Raw genomic sequence first — 18975 nt, forward strand, 5'->3', positions numbered from 1 at the left:
TGATGGTCCGTCCGCCGCGGTGGGCCCGGCTCTCGGGCACCTCCAGGACCCCGCACCGGCCGGGAATCGGGTCGGGCGCGTTCGGGCAGGGACCCGGCACGAACCGCGCCGGATCCCCCGGATGGGGCCCGGTGAGCGGGGGCGACACGGCGCTGCTCGGTGTCGGACCGAGCGCGCCCAGGAATGCCAGACCGGCCGCGGCGAGCGCCACCCTGGCGGGCGACCGCCGGGAGCGTCGCGGTGCGAATCGGCGCTGCGTCTGCCTTCGCAGGCAGCCTGTTCTGATGCCCTGTTCCGCCATGTGATTCCGTCTTTCTACGGCCTCGGCCGCGCCGAGACTGACGACGATGCTGCGCGGCGCCGCCCGGCCCGGTGTGCGTCGGGTGGCGGCCACCGCGTAGGCCAGCCTCTGTCCGTGGAAAGACGTCCACCACTGGTGGGCTCCACTCGGAGCAGTCCGCCCCCCCGCCTGCTCACGGGCCCGTCCCTCTGTGGCTGTAGCGCTCCGTCAGCCCATCGGCCGACACGCTGAATGCGCAGATGCAGGATGATGTGGGCATGAGCACGTCACCACAACAGCGGCAACACCCGCTCGGCCAGCAGCAGTCGCCCTACTGGCATGCGCCACGACGCGTGCCCCGGCCCGCCGGCGAGGGGCGGCGGTTGCTCACCGTGACGCTGGACATCGCTGCGGCAGTGAGCGGCCCGTACCTGCTGGCGCGTGGCGAGGAGGGGCGTCCGCTGACCGCCCTGGCCTTGCTGCTGGGCATCTCGTTCGTCAACCAGGTGCTCCTGACGGTCCTCTGTGGGGCGAGCGTCGGGAAGTTGATCACCGGGATACGGGTGGTCCGTGCCGCTGACGGCGGGCATCCCGGATTCTGGCGCACCGTGTACCGCTGGTTGTGCGGCCTGTGCTGGCTACCCCTCCAGCCGTACTACTGGTTGCGGGCGTTCTTCCGCGGTCTGGGCGGCGGCGGGGCCGCCCGCGGAACCGTGGCGGACAACGACGACGGCGAGCTCTACCACGCCGACCTCGCCGGACTGCGCTACGCCCGCCGCAGGGACCTCACCGCCTGACCTTCGGTGGCGACCCGGCCTCCTGCGGCGGCCCCTTCACGGGTCCGGCCCTCAGCCGCCCCCGCCCAGCAGGCTGCCGCGCCTCGGCACCGAGTTCAGGAGCAGCCGGGTGTACGGGTGTTCCGGAGCGTCGAGCACCCGGTCCACGGGGCCCGATTCCATGACCGTGCCCGACCTGAGGACGAGCAGCTCGTCCGCGACGTGCCGTACGACCGCCAGGTCGTGGGTCACGAAGAGATAGCCGATCCCCGCCTCACGTCGGATCTCGCGCAGCAGATCGAGGATCTGGGCCTGGATCGACACGTCGAGCGCGGCGACCGCCTCGTCCAGGACCAGCACCCGGGGCTCCACCGCGAGGGCACGCGCGATCGCCACCCGCTGGCGCTGTCCGCCGGACAGCCCGCGCGGCAGAGCCCCCGCCTCGCGGGCCCCGAGTCCGACCTGGTCGAGGAGCTCGGCGACCCGGGCCCGGCGCGCGGCCACATCCAGGCCGGAGTGCAGTCGTAGCACCTCGTCCAGGCAGCCGCTCACCGTCACCCTCGGATCGAGGGACAGGTAGGGGTCCTGAAAGACCATCTGGATCTCCCGGGCCCTGGCGAGCCGCTCGGCGCGGCCCCGGGCGCGGGCCGAGCGGTCCCGGCCGTCGAGGCGGACGGTGCCGCCGTCCGCGCGCTCCAGGCCCACGAGCATCCGGACCGTCGTCGTCTTGCCGCTGCCGGACTCGCCTACGATCGCGAGCGAACCGCCCGGCGGCAGCGTGAACGACACCCCGTCGACCGCCGTGTGCTCGCCGTACTTCTTGCACAGCCCGTCGACCACCAGTCCCTCGGTCACAGCGTGATCCCTTCCTCGGCGCGGAGGCACGCGGCCATCCCCTCGCCGTGCGGTGCCAGTTCGGGCGTCTCCTCCGTGCAGCGCGCCACCGCGTGCGGGCAGCGGGCGGCGAAGGAGCAGCCGGGCGGGGCCTCGGCCAGCGAGACCGGCCGGCCCGGGATGGGCCGGGGCGCGGGCGCGCCGGGCTCGATACGCGGGGTGCAGGCGAGGAGTCCCGCCGTGTAGGGGTGGCGGGGGCGCTCGAAGAGCTCGTCGGTGGACCGGGTCTCGACGATCCGGCCCGCGTACATCACGTACACCCGGTCGCAGATCGTCGAGGCCAGCTCCAGATCGTGGGTGACGAAGAGCATCCCGGTGCCGCGCTCGGCCCGCAGCCGGGCCAGGATCGCGATCACCTCGGCCTGGGTGGTGACGTCGAGCGCGGTGGTCGGTTCGTCGGCGAGGAGCAGGGCCGGCTCGGCAGCGAGCGCGGCGGCGATGACGACCCGCTGGAGCATGCCGCCGGAGAGTTGGTGCGGGAAGCGGCGCAGGGCGCCGCGCGGATCGCGGATGCCGACGGCGTCGAGGAGTTCCACGGCGCGCGCGGCGGCCCGGTCGGCGGGGGCGCCGCAGGCGCGCAGCCCCTCGGTGAGGAAGTCGCCCACTCTGCGCAGCGGGTTGACGGAGGCGCGCGGGTCCTGGAAGACCATGGCGACCTCGCGGGCCCGCAGTGCGGCCAGTTCCTTCGGGCGCATGCTCAGCACGTCCCGTCCGGAGACCCGGACCTGTCCGCTGATGCGGGCGCCCGGGGGCAGCAGTCCGAGGGCGCTGCGGCAGGCTACGGACTTGCCGGAGCCGGACTCGCCGACGAGGCCGACGGTCTCCCCGGGTCGTACCGTCAGGCTCACCCCGTCCAGGACGGGCCGGGCGGCCCGGTCGTCCGGGAGCCGTATGCCGAGCCCGTCGATCTCCAGGACGGGCGTGGTCGACGTCGTGGTCATGGCGTTCACCTCTCCCGCCGCGCGATCCGGTCGGCGAGCCCCTCGCCGACGATTCCGAAGGCCACGACCGCGAGCACGATGCACGCGGACGGCGCGAGCGCCGGGAGCATCGCGCCCTGGAGGACGGCCCCCTGGCCCTCGTTGATCATGGCTCCCCAGTCGGCGGTCGGCGGCTGGACCCCGAAGCCGAGGAAGGACAGTGCAGCCAGGTCCATGAGCGCGTACCCGAAGTTCATCGCGGACTGGGCGAGGACGGTCGGCGCGATGTTCGGCAGGAGGTGGCGGAGGCAGACAGTCCAGCCGGACCAGCCCTGCACCACGTACGCCTCGATGTACGGCCGTTCCTTCTCCTGCCGGGCGATCCCGCGGACCAGCCGGCCCACGTACGGGGTGTAGGCGACGGACATGGCGATGACGGGTGCGGTCATGCCGGGGCCGACGACGGAGACGAGCAGGATCGCGAGCATCAGTCCCGGGATCGCGAAGACGAGGTCCATCGAGCGGGACAGGACCGCGTCCGCCCAGCCGCCCCGCCAGGCCGCCACCACACCGAGCAGCAGGCCCAGCAGGGTGGACACACCGACCACGAGCAGCGGCCCGAGAAGCCCGGTGCGGGCGCCGTGGAGCAGCCGGGACAGGATGTCCCGCCCCGACTGGTCGGTGCCCAGGAGGTGGTCGCCGGTGGTGCCGGCGAGGCTCGCGGCGAGGTCGAGCGCCTCGGGGTCGTACGGGGCGAGGACGGGTGCGAGCACGGCGACGAGGACGAGTGCGGCGAGCAGCGCGACCGAGACCGCGAACAGCGGCCCCTGGCCGAAGAGGCGCAGTCCGCCGAGGCCCGGCCTGCGGTACGGCGCCGTGGTGAGGGTGGACGTCATGAGGAGCCTTCCCCGGGGGAGAGACGGGGGTCGATGAGCGGGGCGAGCAGGTCGACCACGAGGTTGACGAGGACGAAGGCCGCCACGCTGAGCAGGGTGACCGCCTGGACCACGGCGAAGTCCTGGGCGGTGACCGACTGGACGAGCAGTGAGCCCAGTCCGGGCACGTCGAACGCGGTCTCCACGATCGAGGTGCTGATGAGCAGGCCGGCGAGCATGGTGCCGCCGACGGTGACGACCGGGCCGAGCGCGTTGCGCAGCACGTGCCGGCGGACCACCGTCCGGCCGGCGACGCCCCGGGCCCGCGCCACCTCCACGTGCTCGCGGCCGAGTTCGTCGAGCATCGCGGAGCGGGTGACCCGGGCCAGCAGGCCCGCGAAGGTCAGGGCGAGGGCGAAGGCCGGGAGGGTGAGCTGGTGGAGCCGGGCGCCGAGGCCCTGCGCGGCGCCGCCGCCCGGGCCCGGGAACCAGCCGAGCTGGACCGAGAAGAGCGAGACGAGCACGATCGCGGTGACGAAGGACGGGGTGGCGGTGGCCACGCCCGTGCCGATGAGCACCGTCCGGTCGAGGAGACCGGGGCGCAGCGCCGCGAGAATGCCGGCGCCCACCCCGAGGACGGCGACGAGCACGGCCGCGTAGCCGACGAGGAGCACGGTGCCGGGCAGCCGGGAGCCGAGGAGGTCGGTGACGTCCTGGTGGTACTGGGCGGAACGCCCGAGGTCGCCGCCGAGGACACCGCCGAGCCATGTGACGTACTGGACCACGAGGGGGTCGTCCAGGTGGTGCTCGGCGCGCAGGGCGGCCACCGCCTCGGGGGTCGCGGGGCGGCCGTGCAGCAGGAAGGTCACGGGGTCGCCGGGAGCCAGGTGGATCGTGCCGAAGACCACGACCGAGGTCACGAACAGCACGGCCGCCAGGCCCAGGAACCGTCCGAGGAGGAAGCGGGTCATGACTGCGCGGCCCCGATCGTCGCGGCCCACGGGTAGTAGAGCTGGGCGATGCCGGTGGGCGCGCCGGTGATCCGCTTGCCGAGGAAGACCGAGTACGGCGACTCGTACACGGGTATGACGGGCAGCTCGCGCAGGGCGATCTCCTGGAGCTTCGCGGTCAGTTCGGCGCGCTTGCCGGGGTCCGGCTCGGAGTTGGCCCGGGCGAATGCGGCGTCGAACCCGGCGTCGGACCATTTGCCGTAGTTCCCGAAGTCGCCGGTGCGCAGGTACTGGTAGAACTCCAGCGGGTCCGGCGTGTTGTCGTAGCCGTTGGTGACGACCAGGTCGATCCCCTCGCGGGCCGCCGGGTCGACGAAGATGCTGCTGTACGCGTCGGGCGAGACGGGCTTCAGCTCGACGTCGAGGCCGATCTGCCGGCCGGCCGCCTGCACCGCGTTGGCGACCACGCTGATCTCGGGCGCGAGTGAGCTGGTCACGACGGTGATCCTGCGACCGCTCGCACCGGCCTCCTTGACCAGCTTCTTGGCGCCCTCGATGTCGTACGCAGGCTCGGGCAGCGTGTCGTACAGGGCGGCGGTCTTCTCCGGGGAGAGCGCCCAGGCGCCGCGCGCGGCGGGGGCCTTGGCGGGGACGCCGACGCCGCCGGCCGCCGCCTTGACGATGTTCTTCCGGTCCAGGGCCATGGACAGGGCCTTGCGGACCTTGAGGTCGCCGAGCGGGCCGTGGAAGTCGAGGACGGCGAGGTTCGCGGCCGCGGTGTTGGGGCCGAAGAGGACCGACCCCTTGCCGCTGGCCTGGAGCTGGGCGAGGGAGGAGGACGGGACCATGTAGCCGCCGTCGGCGGTGCCGGACAGGAAGGCGTTGGAGCGGGCGGACGGGTCCTCGACGAAGGTGAACTTCACGGACCCGGACTTCGGAGCGAGCTTCTTGTCCCAGTACGCCGTGTTCTTGCGCAGCGTGATGCTGTCGCCCTGCGCCCACTTCGCCAGGGAGAAGGGACCGGTGCAGTTCAGGGCGCCCTTGGGGGTGCCGTAGTCCTTGCCCTGCCCGGCGAGCGAGGCGGCGCTCACGACGGTTCCGGGAGAGGCGGCCATGAGCTCGTGGAAGAGGACGTCGGCCTTGCCGAGGCGGATCGTCACTTCCAGCGGACCGGTCTTCTCCACGGAGTCGACGCTCTTGAAGGCCGAGGCCCAGGGGGAGCCGGTGGCCGGGTCCATCTGGCGCTTGAGGGAGGCGACGACGTCGGCGGCGGTCATCGTGGTGCCGTCGTGGAACTTCACGCCGGGCCGCAGGGTGTAGACGAGGGTGCGCGGGTCGGGCTGCGCCCACTTGACGGCGAGTCCGGGCTCGATCTTCAGGTCGGGGGTGACCCGCAGCAGTTGCTCGCAGACGTTGGCGAGCACGGTGTTCGGCGGGTAGTCGTACGCGAGGGCGTAGTCGAGGGTGTACGGCTCGGCGTAGAGCGACCAGGTGAAGGAGTCCAGGTCGCCCCGGGCGGGCGGTGAGGTCGGGGTGACGTCGAAACCGGCGCCCGCGGTGCTGCCGGTCCCGGGCCGGGTGGCTCCGGAGCAGGCAGTGAGGGAGGCCGCGAGCGCGGCGGTACAGGCGAAGACGATGAATCCGGACATGCGCATGCAGACCCACCCCTTTACGGGTGTTGTGACGGGCACGGGGGGATGGAGCGAGTATTGATGCGGGAACGTTCCCGCACAAGACTTCGGCCAAGTTTGCGGGAACGGTTTTGCAGAGGTCGGGAGGATGACAGCATCGTTCCCATGACCGAAGCTTCAGGGCCCGGCGGAGCACCCTCGCCACAGGACGGACAGGTCTCCCCGCGACGAGGGCAGCCGTCGCCGCCCACCCCGCGCGTCCGTCTCGTGGACGTGGCCCGCGAGGCGGGTCTGTCCAAGACCACCGTCTCGGCGGCGCTCAACGGCACCGGCCGCCTCTCCCCCGAGGTACGGGAACGGGCCCGCGAGACCGCACGCAGAATGGGCTACCGGCCCAACGCCACCGCGCGCCAGCTCCGCGCCGGGCGGGCCCGGCTGATCGGATACGTGGTCGGCGAACTGGCCGACGCCCCCTGGACCTTCCTGGAGTCGCCGTACTTCGCCCGGCTCACCGGAGCCACCGCCGCCAGCGCGCTCGGCCGCGGGTACGCGATGGTGCTGCTGCCCGCCGGCTCCCTGCAGAGCGAGTGGTCCGCGCTGCCGCTCGACGCCGTGGTCGTCGCCGACCCCGTCGCCGACGACCGGATCGTCGAGGACCTGATCGCCGCCCGCATCCCGGTCTTCAGCGACCGGTCCGTGGAAGGCCGGCCGGAAGCCCACTGGGTGGACGTCGACGCGACCGCCGCCGTCCACGAGACGCTGGACCACTTCCTGGCCCAGGGCGCCCGGCGGCCCGCGCTGGTCGTCCCCGACAGCACCACCTCCTTCCACCGCGAGGTGTTCGCCGCGCACCACGACTGGTGCGCGGCGCACGGGCTGCCGGAGCTGGCCGTACGGGCCGCCGAGCCCGGCAACGGACCGGTCGTCCGGGCCGTCGAGACCGCCCTGACGGCCGGGCCGGAGCGCCCCGACGCCCTGCTCGTGGTCGCCGAGGCAAGCCCGCCGCTCGTCCTGGACGCGGCCCGCCGGCACGGCTACGACGTCCCCGGCGACCTCCTCGTCGCCTGTGTGAGCGAGGACGAGGTCGCCGTGCACACCGAACCGCCGGTGACGACACTCAGCCTGCGCCCCGACGCGGTCGCCGAGGCCGGGATCGAACTGCTCGTGGCCGTACTGGAGCACGGGCAGCGGGAGACCGGCGGGGTGCTCGTGCCGGTCCGACTCGACGTCCGCGCCTCCTCGGTACGCCCGCCTCAGCCGCCTCCGCTTCCTCAGCCGCCGTGCACGAGCTCGCCGCCCACATAGGTCCGCTCCACCCGCGCCTCGGCGATCTCCTCCGGGGGCGCGGCCAGGATGTCCCGGTCGAGCACCACGAGATCGGCCAGGTGACCGGGGAGGAGACTGCCCGCGTCGTCGAGCCCGTTCACGTGCGCGGAACCGGCGGTGTAGGCGGCGATGGCCGAGAGGAGGTCGATGCGCTGTTCGGGCAGGAACACCCGGTCGTCGCTGGCATGCGGTTCCCGGCGGTTCACGGCGACGTGGATGCCCGCGAGCGGGTCCGGGCTGGAGACGGGCCAGTCGCTGCCCGCCACCAGAGTGGCGCCCGCGCTCAGCAGACCTCCGAAGGGGTACTGCCAGGCGGCGCGCTCCGGACCCAGGAACGGGATGGTCAGCGTGTCCATCTGCGGCTCGTGCGCCGCCCACAGCGGCTGGATGTTCGCGAGGGCGCCGAGCGCCGCGAACCGGGGCAGGTCGTCGGGGTGGACGACCTGGAGGTGGGCCAGGTGGTGCCGGTTGCCGCGCCGCCCGTTGACGGCCACGGCGGCCTCGATCGCGTCGAGCGCCTCCCGTACCGCTCGATCGCCGAGCGCGTGGAAGTGGACCTGGAAGTCCAGTGCGTCGAGCTCCGTCACGTATCCGCGGAGGGCCTGCGGATCGACGAAGCTCAGTCCGCTGTTGGCCGTGGCACAGCCGCAGCCGTCCAGATACGGGGCGGTCAGCGCGGCCGTGAAGTTTTCCGCGATGCCGTCCTGCATGATCTTCACGGACCCGGCCCGGAACCGTCCGTACGTCAATTCCTTCCGGCGGGCCACCAGTTCGGGGATCTGCTCGGCGCCGCGCTCACGGTCCCACCACAGCGCGCCGGTCACCCGGGCGGTCAGTGAACCGTCCCGCGCCGCGGCCAGATAGGCGGCCGAGGGGTCCACCATGCCGTTGAAGTCGCCGAGCAGCGCGTCCTGCCAGCCGGTGACGCCGAGCGAGTGCAGCAGTTTCTGCGCCCGCAGCAGACCCGCGAGCCGGTCCTCCGGCGTCTTCGGGGGCACCAGCCGCGCGACCAGTGCCGTCGCGCCCTCCTGGAGCATCCCGCTCGGGACGCCGTCCGCGTCCCGCTCGATCCGCCCGTCGGCCGGATCCGGGGTGGCGGCGGTCAAGCCCGCCAGTTCGAGGGCCCGGGTGTTGGCCCAGGCTCCGTGGTGGTCGCGGTTCGCGAGCAGTACCGGTCGGTCCGGCACCACGGAGTCCAGCAACTGACGGGTCGGCAGCCCGCCCGCGAAGCTCTCCATCGACCAGCCGCCGCCGGTGATCCACTCCCGCTCCGGGTGCGCCTGCGCGTACGACCGGATCAGCTCCAGGCACGCGTCGGCGTCGAGGACCCCGGTCAGATCGCACTCCGCCAACTCACCGCCCCCGCCCACCGCGTGGATGTGGGCGTCCTGGAAGCCGGGCAGCAGCAGCCTGCCCGCGAGGTCCACCACCTCCGTACGGGGCCCGATCAGCTCCTTTACCTCGTCATGGCCGACGGCGGCGATCCGCTCCCCGCTGACCGCGAGCGAAGTCGCCCTGGTACGGGCCGGATCCATGGTGAGGACGGGTCCTCCGGTGAAGACCAGATCGGCGTGAGGCATGCGGCGGCTCCCTTGCGTACGTCTGCGCTGGACGGCTACGGCTGACGAGTGACGGACGTCATCGAAGCCCGGGAGCCGTTTACACGTCAATGGTGTTGACGTAAGGTCGCGGCCATGTCCGAACGCGTGGTCCCCGAAGGCGGCCGACGGCGCCGCCGCCCCACCCGGGAGGGCTCCGTCCTCTCCGAACGCCTGATCATCGAGACCGCGCTGCGTCTCGTCGAACAGCACGGAGCGAACGCGCTCTCGGTACGCAGACTCGGCACCGCGCTCGGCGCCGACCCCACCGCGCTCTACCGCTACTTCCGCAATGTCGACGCCCTCCTGCTCGCCCTCGCCGACGAAATCATCGGCCGCGCCCAGGAAGGCTGGACGGCCACCGGCGACTGGCGCGCCGACCTCCGCGCCATGGGCCTGCGCATCCACGCCGCGTACCTCGCCCAGCCCCAGGCCGCGCTGCTCGCCGCCCACCGCACCACCGGCCGCCTGCACGAGACCCGGGCCGTCGAGACCATCCTCGGCATCCTCCGCGACGGCGGCTTCCCCAACGCCCTGGCGGTGCGGATCTACCACGCCTTCGTCGACCAGGCCCTCGCCTTCGCCGCCCAGGACGCCGCGGCGGCGGCCCTGCCGCCCGCAGCGGCGGCGGCCGACGCCGAGGTCTGGCACGGCGCCTACGGAAACCTCCCCGCCGACACCCACCCGCACATCGCGGCGACGTACCCCCTCCTGGCCGCCGACATGCGCGACAGCGGCTACCCCTTCGCCCTGGAACTGACCCTCACGGGCGCGGCAGCGCTGCACCCGGACGCTGGGCGGTAGACAGCCCCGCCACCGCCGTGCAGACGGTCCGCCACCGGCCTCCCGGCGTGCCGCCGGCATCGCCTTCACCGTCACCCATTGCAATGCATCGTTGCATTCGGCTCCAGAGCCATTGCATCAATTTATCGCCCACCACCTGGACATATGCTCCTTCTGCGATTGACGGTATTCCGAACGCAACGTAGCTTTCGTCGCACGTCAAACACGTGATGTCGCGAGATGAGGAATGGTCATGAGCGAGTCCGTCCACACCGTCCCGACGCTGCCGACGGAGCGTCGGCCCGGCTGCCCCTTCGACCCGCCGGCCGAGTTGACCGACGCCCGCGTGCACGGCCCCATCAGCCGCTTCACCCACCCCGGCGGAAAGCCCGGCTGGATGATCACCGGTTACGACCTGGTCAGGTCGGTCCTGGCCGACCCTCGGTTCAGCGCGCGCAAAGAGCTCCTGAACGTGGTCGACTTCGAGCTCCCTGCGGCCCCGCCCGGCGAGTTCCTCCTCATGGACGAACCGCAGCACGGGCGCTACCGGAAGCCGCTGGTGGGCAAGTTCACCGCACGGCGGATGCGACTGCTCACCGAGCGCATCGAGCAGATCACCACCGACTGCCTGGACGCCATGGAGCGGACCGGGCCGCAGGCGGACCTGGTGACCGCGTTCGCCAAGCCCATCCCCACCATCGTCATCTGTGAGCTGCTGGGGGTGCCGTACGAGGACCGGGACTCCTTCCAGGAACAGATCGACACGTTCATGGGCGGGGAGACGAGCGACGAGGACCTGATAGCGGCCTACACCGCGACCCAGAACTACCTCGCGGAGCTGGTCGCCGCCAAGCGGGCGAAGCCCACCGACGACGTGCTCAGCGAACTCACCGACAGCGACCTGACCGATGAGGAGCTGCAGGGGATCAGCCTGATCCTGCTGGCGGCGGGGTTCGACACCACCGCGAACATGCTGTCCCTCGGCACCTTCGCGCTGCTGCAGAACCCGGCCCAACTGGCCGCGCTGCGCGCCGATCCCGCGCTCGTCGACCAGGCCGTGGAAGAGCTGCTGCGGTATCTGAGCGTCGCCAAGACGTTCATGAGGACGGCGCTGGTGGACGTCGAGGTCGGCGGCCAGACCATCGAGGCCGGCACGACGGTCGTCCTGTCGTACAACACCGCCAACCGCGACCCCGAGCGCTTCACCGATCCCCACGTGCTCGACCTCCACCGCCAGGAAGGCGGGCACCTGGCCTTCGGCCACGGCATCCACCTGTGCCTGGGTCAGCAACTGGCCCGCATCGAGATGCGGATCGCCCTCTCCGCGCTGCTCGACCGCTTCCCCACGCTGCGCCTGGCCGTACCGGCCGAAGAAGTCGGCCTGCGCCCGGAGACCGCGGACATCTACGGGGTCAAGAACCTCCCGGTCACCTGGGACGTGTGACCGCGAAGCAGCCAGGTCAAGTGCACGGTTTCGTCGGCCGGTCGAGGCCGCTCGGATATCGTGGGCCCACCAGCAGGGGCGTGAGGCGTAGGGGGCTCGATGGCGGCAGTCCGGACTCGGCTGCTCGGCCGGGACAGCGCCTTGGACGCCGTCGACACGCTCCTTGACCGCTTGCGCGGAGAACTGTCGACCGAGACCTCGGGGCCCGCGGCCGGGGCGACCGATCGCACTCTGCTTCTGCTGGGCGAGCCGGGCATCGGCAAGACCTCGCTTCTGGAGTTCGCGGCCGGACGCGTCAGGGATCAAGGCGGCCAGGGCCGCTGGGTCGTGGGCCGCCCCGAGGAGGCCGGCCTCGCCTTCAGCGGGCTCGACATGCTCCTGCAGCCGTGGCGCGGCATGTCGGCCGCCGTCGACCCGGAGGACCGGAGCATCCTCGAAACCGCCCTGCGCGGGGGTGAGCCGGCCGCCGGAGGGACGCTCGCTCTGGCTGGAGCCCTGCTGCGCGTCCTGTCCCAGCGGGCCGGCAGCGGACCGCTCCTCGTGATCGTCGACGACCTCCAGTGGCTCGATCGGTCCACCCAGGACCTCCTGAGCCTGTGCGCCCGACGACTGGAAGGCGAACCCGTCGGCTTCCTCCTCGCGTCCCGCCCCGCGGGAATGCCACCCGGCTGGATACGCCAGAGCACACTTCACCGGCTCGAGGACCTCGACGACATCGAATCCGCACACCTCCTCGACTCACTCGCCGCGCCGCCGCAAGGCCGCACCCGCCGGCAGGTGATGAGGCAGGCCGGCGGCAATCCGCTCGCCCTGGTCGAGCTCGCACGCGCCGCAGCCACCCGCTCGCTGAGCGAGGAGCCGGCAGGCCTGGAACTCCCGCTCACCGAGCGCCTGGAGCAACTCTTCGCCGCGGACCTCGACGCGCTGCCGGAGCCCACGCGCAGCCTGCTCCTGCTCGCCGCCGTCGCCGACCTGCCGGACATGGGCGCCCTGGCCGAGATCCTCGGTGACGTCTTCCTGCCCGAGCCCCGGAATGCGGACGGCGCCGACTCGCCTCTCGTCCTCGCCGGCCGTACGCAGGCAGCCCGGGTCGCGGACGAGGCATGGGCCGCGGCCGAGAAGGCCGGGCTGCTCGCCCTGGACCGGGGAGTGATCAGATTCCGACACCCCCTCGTGCGGTCGGCCGTCCTGGCCGCCGCCCCCTTCGACCAGCGGTGCCGGGCCCACCGGCTGATCGCGTCCGCAGCCGTTCTGGACGAGGACCGCCGAGCCTGGCACCGCGCCGCCGCCACGGTCACCGCGGACGGGGCCGTTGCCGACGCCCTGGAGGCCACCGCGGAACGCGCACGCCGCCGAGGCGGCTACGCGGCAGCCGCGACGACCTTGGAGCGGGCCGCCCAACTGAGCCCTCGTACGGACGACCGGGTACGCCGGCTCAACGCCGCCGCCGAGTTCGCGATGTTCGCCGGCCATCCGCGCTGGGTGGCCGAACTCACCTCCGCCGCCGCGGCCGACGCCGACACCGCCGACGCCCGTGCCCAGGCCGACATGAACGCCGGCTGGGCCCTGGCGCTGACCAGCCGACACGGCGAAGCCGTGGACCGGCTGACGGCGGCGGCCGACGCCTTGGCGACCACGCGTGCCGAGTGGGTCGCGGACGCGCTCGGCACGGCGTCGATGGTCGCCTACACCAGCGGCGACCCGCGCTTCCGGACCGCCGTCCTGGACCGCTACCGGCGTCTTCCTCCCCAACGCCCCGACTCCCGTACGGCTTGGATCCTCGCCGGCTGCGACCCACTCGGCTCGCGCGACGAAGCCCTCGCCCATCTGCGCGCCGCGGTCGACGAGGAGGACAAACCCCTCGAAGCCTGGTCGATGCTCGGCGCCGCCGCGTGGGCGCTGGACGAGACCGAGACGGCCGTCCAGCTGTACGGCACCCTGCTGGAGATGTACGGTCACGCGGCCACCGCGGGAGCGAACGCCACCGTCGCCTCCGCCCACGCGATCGCCCTGTTCGAGGTCGGCCGTTGGCCCGCCGCCCTCGCCGGGCTCGGCGAGGCCGACCGGGCGGCCGCCGTCGGCGGTCTTGAGCTCGCCACCGTCAGCAACCAGATCCTCGCGAGCGCGCTGGCCGCCGTTCGCGGAGACAGCCGGCGCGCCGAACAGACGCTGGCCGACGCCACCCGCGACTTCGACCTGCGCGGAACGCGCACCTTCGAAGTGCGCGCCCGCCAGGCGAGGGCGCTGGCCGCACTCGCGGACGGCGATCACCACGCCGCGTACTTCCACCTCAGCCGGCTCTTCCACCGCGACGGCAGCCCCGTGCACTTCCACAGCTCCTTCTACGGACTCGCCGACCTGACGGCCAGCGCCGTACGCGTCGACCGGGCCGAGGAAGCGCGGGCCACACTCGACGCGGCCAGGGAGCACCTACCCGCCGAGACCTCGCTCAGACTGCACCTCATCCTGTGCCGAGCCCAGGGCCTTCTCACCGACGAGGTCACCCGCGCCGAAGCCCTTCTCCGTGAGGCGGCGTTCACCCCCGGCGGCGACCAGTGGCCCTTCGAACGCGCCCTCGCTCTCGTCGACCTGGGCGCGTGGCTGCGCCGCCGTCAGCGGCCGGCTGACGCCCGCGCTCCGCTGAGCGAAGCACGGGAGCTCTTCCAGGGCCTCGGCGCGACCCCCTGGATCACCCGCACGGCCGCGGAGCTGCGGGCCACCGGCGTCGACACAGCCGAGGCGCGCCACCGGGACGCGACCATGGAACTCACCCCTCAGCAACTGGCCATCGTTCGACTCGCCGCGCAGGGGCGGTCGAACAAGGAGATCGCGGCCCAGCTGTTCCTCTCCCCCCGCACCGTCGGCTTCCACCTCAATCGGGCATTCCCCAAGCTCGGTGTCACCTCGCGCTTCCAGCTACGGGACGTCATCGCCTGACGCCGGACGCCTGAGCCGGCAGGTCAGGTCTTGTGACAGAAGCGGCGAGCGCCCCCTTAGCCGCAGGCTGATCGCATCCCGTCCCCGAGAGGACATCAGAGCTTCGAAGAAGAGGGGCACGACGTGGCCGCCTACCCGATCGAGACCACGACCCCGGTCGCGGACCACCGGATCCCGGGGGCGGCGCTGGTGGGCCGGGAGGCCGAGCTTCAGCGCATCGACGCCTTCCTCAAGGGCATTTCCGCCGTCGGCGCCGCGCTCTTGATCTGCGGGGAGCCGGGGGTGGGAAAGACCGCGTTGCTCGCCGCGGCCGCGTCCCGAGCGGCGTCGGCCGGTGTGCCCGTCCTGCACGCGACGGCCGTGCAGTTCGAGGCGCAGACCAGCTTCAGCGGACTCCGACAACTCTTCCATCCGGTGCTGAGCGAACTCGACGCCCTCAGCCCGCTGCACGAAGAGGTGCTGACGGTCGCCCTCGGCCAGGGCAGCGGCCCGGCGCCCGCACACGACGCGGTGGCCGGGGCGTCGCTCGCGCTGCTGACCCGGATGACGCGCGAGCGTGCCGTGCTGCTGATCGTCGACGACCTGCAGTGGATGGACGCCGGCAGCGCCCTGGTCCTGGGATTCGTGGCCCGTCGACTCCTCGGCACGAAGGTCGGCCTGCTGTGCGCCGAACGACCGGGCACGGACAGCTTCTTCGACCGTACGGGCTCAGCCGTCCGCGTACTGGAACCGCTGACCGACCAGGCCGCGGACACGCTGCTGGTCAGCCGGTACCCGGCCCTTGCCCCCAGGGTCCGGCGACGCCTCATGGCGGAGGCACGGGGCAACCCACTGGCCCTCCTGGAGCTGCCCGTGGCCCTGAGCGACTCACAACGCACAGCATCGGAGGCACTTCCCGGGCACGTTCCCCTGACCAGCCGCCTGCAGGCGGCGTTCGCCTCGCGCATCGACGCCCTGACAGCGGTCACGCGCTATCTGCTGTTGCTGGCCGCTCTCGAGGGCACCGGAGACCTGCACGTCCTGCAGCAGGCCGTCGCGGGCCGGTGCAGCCTGAAGCATCTCGGGCCGGCCGAGCGCGCTCGACTGATCCGCATCGACGACCGCACCGGCCGCCTGACGTTCCGCCATCCGCTGACCCGCTCGGCCGTGGTCGACCTGTCCACGAGCGACCAGCGCCGCAACGCGCACCGCGCCCTGGCCCGACCGCTGGCCGATCAGCCGGAACGCCAGGCATGGCATCTCGGCCAGGCCACCGTCGCGCCCGACGAGGAGGTGGCCGCGCTCCTTGAACGCGCCGCACGCAGCATGAGCCGCCGCGGCGACGGCACCGTCGCCATCGCGTCGCTGCTGCGCGCCGCGGACCTCAGCCCCGAGGGTGGACAGCGGGCCCGCAGGCTGGCGGAAGCGGCGTACCTGGGAGCCAACTTCACCGGAGCCCTGCACGACGTCCCGCGGCTGCTCGACGGTGCACGCCGTGCGGCTCCCGGCCCCGAGTCACTGATCGCGGCCGTGGCCGGCTCCGCCTATCTGCTCAACGGATCGGGCGACATCGACACCGCCCACCGCCTGCTCAGCTCCGCCGTGTCCCTGCAACGCGAGCCGTACGACCCGCAGGACCCGACGCTCGTCGAAGCACTCCACACGTTGCTGCTGGTCTGCTTCTTCTCCGGTCGGCCGGACCCGTGGCAGTCGATGGACGCCGCCCTGGAGAGGTTCACCGCGGACCCCGGCATCCTGGCCGTCACCAGGGCGACCTTCGCCGACCCGGCCCGCTGCGCCCCGCACTGCCTGGAGCGACTCGACGCGGCCGTCGCCGAACTCGCCTACGAGTCCGACCCCGTGCACATCGTCCGTACGGGCATCGCCTCCGCCTATGTCGACCGGCTCGGCGGGTGCGCCGAGGCGCTCAGGCGGGTGGCCGAGGCGGGACGCAAGGGAGAGGCCGTCGCGCCGGCCATCGAGGCTCTCTTCCTGCTGGGCAATCACGCACTGCTCACCGGGCAGTGGGAGCAGGTGAACCGCCTTGCCCACGAGGGTCTTGTGCTGTGCCAGGACTACGGCTATCCGATGCTGGCGTGGCCCGGGAACTACCTCCTGGCCGCTCGTGCCGCGCTCCAGGGCAACTATGCCGCCGCGAACGCCCTGGCAGACGCGATGGACCAGTGGGCCGGACCGCGGCGCGCCGGCGCCGTACGCCTCTACGCCGCTCACGCTCGGGCCCTCGCCGCGCTCGGCCAAGGGTCGTTCGAGGAGGCGTACCGGCAGGCGACGATCGTCTCCCCCGCCGGCGTCTTCCCGGCGTTCGTCCCCCATGCACTGTGGCTGCTGATGGACCTCACCGAGGCCGCTGTGCGAACCGGCCGCCGCGGCGAGGCCCAAGCCCATGTCGCGGCGGCCCGCAAGGCCGGCCTCGACGCGCTCTCCCCCAGGCTGAAGATGCTGCTCCTCGCCTCCGCGGGGCTTTCCGCCGACAGCCGGGAGGACACCTGGTTCGAGCGGGCGCTGGCGGTGCCGGAGGCCGAGCGCTGGCCGTTCGACCTGGCCCGGATCCACCTGTATTACGGGGAGCACCTGCGCCGGATCAGATCCAACACCCTGGCCCGGCACCAACTGACCGTCGCGGCTGACACGTTCCAGCGACTGGGCGCATTCCCGTGGGCCGGTCGCGCAGCGCAGGAGCTGCGCGCCACCGGCGGCCACCGGGAGGGTCGCTCGACCCTCTCCGGAGGCCCCCTGACACCCCAGCAGACGGAAGTCGCGCAACTTGCCGCTGCCGGCTTCACCAACAAGGAGATCGCCGAGCGGCTCTTCCTCTCGCCGCGTACGGTCTCCACCCACCTTTACCAGATCTTCCCGAAGCTCGGCGTGACCTCCCGGGCCGCTCTGCGCGATGCGCTCGATCAGTTGAAGGACGGCTGAAGGTCAGTCGGTGGCCTGCGCGGCCTTGATGATGAGACCGGCGGTGGCTCCGGGGTGGCTGATCATGACCACGTGGGAGGCGCCGGGGATCTCGATGGCGGTGGAGCCGGCCCGCTGGTACTCGAAGCGCTCCAGCGCGGGCGGGATCGCCTTGTCCGCGCCGGCGACGATGCCCCACGAGGGGATGGTCCGCCAGGCGGCCTCCTGCGTGACGTCCTCGAAGGAGGAGGCGCTGAAGGGCCGCTGCCCGGCCTGCATGATGCGGGTGGTGGAGGCGGGCAGGTCGGCGGCGAAGACGCTGCGGAACTTGTCGGCCTTCAGATAGAGGTCGGTGCCGGTGCTGCCGTCCGCGTTCGGGTACGGCACGGGGTTGAGCGCGGCCTGGATCTCGCTGCCCGGGTACTTGCCGATCAGCTCGCCGAGCTTCTCCCCCTTGTCCGGAACGAACGCGGCGACGTAGACGAGGGCCTTGACGTTGGAGTTGCCGGCCGCCGCGTTGGTGATGACCGCGCCCCCGTAGGAGTGCCCGACCAGGACGATCGGCCCCTCGACGGACTTCAGGACGCTGGAGAGGTACGCGGCATCGGTCGGCAGGCCGCGCAGTGGGTTGGCCGACGCGATCACCGGATACCCGTTCCTCTGCAGACGGTCGATCACGCCGTTCCAGTTGGATGCGTCGGCGAACCCGCCGTGCACGAGCACCACGGTCGGCTTGGCGGTGGGCGATGCGGTGCTGCCCTCGTCCCCGAAGGCGGCCGATGCCGCGGGGGTGAGCAGTGCGGCCGCGAGGATCCCGGCGCCGCCGGCGCCTATGAGCAGTCTGCGGCGAGGCATACGGTGAGCAGTCACTTGGTCTCCTGAGTCGTGCTGTCGGACAGAGCGTGGGGCGCGGGCCACCGGGCCGGTCGGCGGCTACGCGCCGGCGGCCTGCCTGATCAGGTCGGCGACCGCGTCGGGCCGGGACAGGTACACGGAGTGGCTCGCGGGGACCTCGGCGGTCGTCGCCCCGATCCGCTCCGCCATCGCCTGCTGCGCCGGCGGGGGGATCATGCGGTCGTCGGTGGCCACGAGGTACCAGCTCGGCTTGGTCCGCCAGGCGGGTTCAGTGACCGCTCCGGTGAGCGCGTCCACGCCCCAGGGAACCTGCGAGTCGGCCATGAAGGCGGCCTCCTCTGCGGGCAGATCGCCGGCGAAGGACTCCGCGAAGCGCTCGCGGTCGAGGAACAGGAAGCCGTCCTGGGGAGGCAGGATCGGGGGCACCGGAGCGCCGGGCGGCGGGTCGGCGATCAGGCTGTTGACCGACTCGCCCTTGTCGGGTGCGAAGGCGGCGATGTAGACGAGGCCGGCGACCTTGTCGTGCCGTCCGGCCTCGGTGATGACCACGCCGCCGTAGGAGTGGCCGACCAGCACGGTCGGGCCGTCCTGCGCGTCGAGGACCTGGCGCGTGGCGGCCACGTCGCCCTCCAGGTCCAGCGTGGGGTTCTGGACGACGCTCACGCGACAGCCCGCGCCGACCAGCCGGTCGTAGACCGCCTGCCAGCCGGAACCGTCGACGAACCCGCCGTGTACGAGGACGACGTTGCGGATGGCCGCAGCTGCGTTCATTACCTTCCCCTTTGCCTGAGTTGACCGTTTTCTCGGA

14 protein-coding genes are annotated in these 18975 nt (G+C 72.4%); 6 read left to right on the plus strand and 8 right to left on the minus strand.

From position 1 onward, the window contains the following. Window positions 1–558 precede the first annotated feature (558 nt). On the plus strand, window positions 559–1077 hold the full coding sequence (locus tag VIU94_RS19330; RefSeq protein WP_331913077.1) for an RDD family protein: 519 nt from the start codon (window positions 559–561) through the stop codon (window positions 1075–1077). Window positions 1078–1128: 51 nt separating this feature from the next. On the opposite strand, the gene VIU94_RS19335 is transcribed toward VIU94_RS19330, so the two are convergent. Genes VIU94_RS19335 through VIU94_RS19355 form a run of 5 tightly spaced genes read right to left on the minus strand, consistent with a single transcriptional unit; the run spans window position 1129 to window position 6350 of the window. Then, a complete protein-coding gene (locus VIU94_RS19335; RefSeq protein ID WP_331913078.1) occupies window positions 1129–1911 on the minus strand; it encodes an ABC transporter ATP-binding protein in 783 nt (260 codons plus the stop codon). Next, the gene (locus VIU94_RS19340; protein WP_331913079.1) at window positions 1908–2891 is read right to left on the minus strand and encodes an ABC transporter ATP-binding protein; all 984 of its coding nucleotides are present in this window, start codon (window positions 2889–2891) and stop codon (window positions 1908–1910) included. Before VIU94_RS19340 ends, VIU94_RS19335 begins: the two co-directional genes overlap by 4 nt. A gap of 5 nt (window positions 2892–2896) precedes the next feature. Continuing rightward, the gene (locus VIU94_RS19345) at window positions 2897–3766 is read right to left on the minus strand and encodes an ABC transporter permease (RefSeq protein WP_331913080.1); all 870 of its coding nucleotides are present in this window, start codon (window positions 3764–3766) and stop codon (window positions 2897–2899) included. Beyond that, the gene (locus VIU94_RS19350; protein WP_331913081.1) at window positions 3763–4716 is read right to left on the minus strand and encodes an ABC transporter permease; all 954 of its coding nucleotides are present in this window, start codon (window positions 4714–4716) and stop codon (window positions 3763–3765) included. Before VIU94_RS19350 ends, VIU94_RS19345 begins: the two co-directional genes overlap by 4 nt. Then, entirely contained in the window at window positions 4713–6350 is a 1638-nt protein-coding gene (locus VIU94_RS19355) for an ABC transporter substrate-binding protein (protein WP_331913082.1), read from the minus strand. The genes VIU94_RS19350 and VIU94_RS19355 overlap by 4 nt, the downstream gene beginning before the upstream one ends. Before the next feature lie 141 nt (window positions 6351–6491). On the opposite strand from VIU94_RS19355, the gene VIU94_RS19360 reads away from it, so the two are divergent. Then, the gene (locus tag VIU94_RS19360; protein ID WP_331913083.1) at window positions 6492–7631 is read left to right on the plus strand and encodes a LacI family DNA-binding transcriptional regulator; all 1140 of its coding nucleotides are present in this window, start codon (window positions 6492–6494) and stop codon (window positions 7629–7631) included. Here the strand turns inward: VIU94_RS19360 and VIU94_RS19365 are convergent. Continuing rightward, window positions 7598–9232 (minus strand): amidohydrolase, encoded by a 1635-nt coding sequence (locus VIU94_RS19365; RefSeq protein WP_331913084.1) that lies wholly within the window; start codon window positions 9230–9232, stop codon window positions 7598–7600. The two genes, VIU94_RS19360 and VIU94_RS19365, sit on opposite strands and share 34 nt — an antisense overlap. 114 nt (window positions 9233–9346) lie before the next feature. Between VIU94_RS19365 and VIU94_RS19370 the strand changes: the two genes are divergently transcribed. The 4 genes from VIU94_RS19370 (at window position 9347) to VIU94_RS19385 (ending at window position 17333) form a co-directional block, all read left to right on the plus strand. Further along, window positions 9347–10054 carry a TetR/AcrR family transcriptional regulator gene (locus VIU94_RS19370; RefSeq protein ID WP_331913085.1) on the plus strand — a complete coding sequence of 236 codons (708 nt, stop codon included), beginning with the start codon at window positions 9347–9349 and terminating at the stop codon, window positions 10052–10054. 232 nt (window positions 10055–10286) lie between these two features. Next, window positions 10287–11477: a cytochrome P450 gene (locus VIU94_RS19375; RefSeq protein WP_331913086.1), complete on the plus strand. Its 1191-nt coding sequence runs from the start codon at window positions 10287–10289 to the stop codon at window positions 11475–11477. Window positions 11478–11576: 99 nt separating this feature from the next. After that, window positions 11577–14414: a helix-turn-helix transcriptional regulator gene (locus VIU94_RS19380; protein ID WP_331913087.1), complete on the plus strand. Its 2838-nt coding sequence runs from the start codon at window positions 11577–11579 to the stop codon at window positions 14412–14414. 123 nt (window positions 14415–14537) lie between these two features. After that, entirely contained in the window at window positions 14538–17333 is a 2796-nt protein-coding gene (locus tag VIU94_RS19385; RefSeq protein ID WP_331913088.1) for an ATP-binding protein, read from the plus strand. Window positions 17334–17336: 3 nt separating this feature from the next. On the opposite strand, the gene VIU94_RS19390 is transcribed toward VIU94_RS19385, so the two are convergent. Together VIU94_RS19390 and VIU94_RS19395 are read right to left on the minus strand one after the other, a co-directional pair. Further along, window positions 17337–18182 (minus strand): alpha/beta fold hydrolase, encoded by an 846-nt coding sequence (locus VIU94_RS19390; protein ID WP_331913089.1) that lies wholly within the window; start codon window positions 18180–18182, stop codon window positions 17337–17339. A 63-nt stretch (window positions 18183–18245) separates the two neighbouring features. Then, complete coding sequence (locus VIU94_RS19395) at window positions 18246–18938, minus strand: alpha/beta fold hydrolase (RefSeq protein ID WP_331913090.1); 693 nt, start codon at window positions 18936–18938, stop codon at window positions 18246–18248. Window positions 18939–18975: the final 37 nt, after the last annotated feature.

Origin of the sequence: Streptomyces sp. (assembly GCF_036566765.1) — a bacterium.
Classification (GTDB): Bacteria; Actinomycetota; Actinomycetes; order Streptomycetales; family Streptomycetaceae; genus Streptomyces.

Coding starts and splice junctions, on each gene's coding strand:
- VIU94_RS19345 (WP_331913080.1), bottom strand. CDS start 3,766: ATGACGTCCACCCTCACCACGGCGCCGTACCGCAGGCCGGGCCTCGGC.
- VIU94_RS19340 (WP_331913079.1), bottom strand. CDS start 2,891: ATGACCACGACGTCGACCACGCCCGTCCTGGAGATCGACGGGCTCGGC.
- VIU94_RS19370 (WP_331913085.1), top strand. CDS start 9,347: ATGTCCGAACGCGTGGTCCCCGAAGGCGGCCGACGGCGCCGCCGCCCC.
- VIU94_RS19375 (WP_331913086.1), top strand. CDS start 10,287: ATGAGCGAGTCCGTCCACACCGTCCCGACGCTGCCGACGGAGCGTCGG.
- VIU94_RS19365 (WP_331913084.1), bottom strand. CDS start 9,232: ATGCCTCACGCCGATCTGGTCTTCACCGGAGGACCCGTCCTCACCATG.
- VIU94_RS19350 (WP_331913081.1), bottom strand. CDS start 4,716: ATGACCCGCTTCCTCCTCGGACGGTTCCTGGGCCTGGCGGCCGTGCTG.
- VIU94_RS19380 (WP_331913087.1), top strand. CDS start 11,577: ATGGCGGCAGTCCGGACTCGGCTGCTCGGCCGGGACAGCGCCTTGGAC.
- VIU94_RS19355 (WP_331913082.1), bottom strand. CDS start 6,350: ATGCGCATGTCCGGATTCATCGTCTTCGCCTGTACCGCCGCGCTCGCG.
- VIU94_RS19360 (WP_331913083.1), top strand. CDS start 6,492: ATGACCGAAGCTTCAGGGCCCGGCGGAGCACCCTCGCCACAGGACGGA.
- VIU94_RS19330 (WP_331913077.1), top strand. CDS start 559: ATGAGCACGTCACCACAACAGCGGCAACACCCGCTCGGCCAGCAGCAG.
- VIU94_RS19395 (WP_331913090.1), bottom strand. CDS start 18,938: ATGAACGCAGCTGCGGCCATCCGCAACGTCGTCCTCGTACACGGCGGG.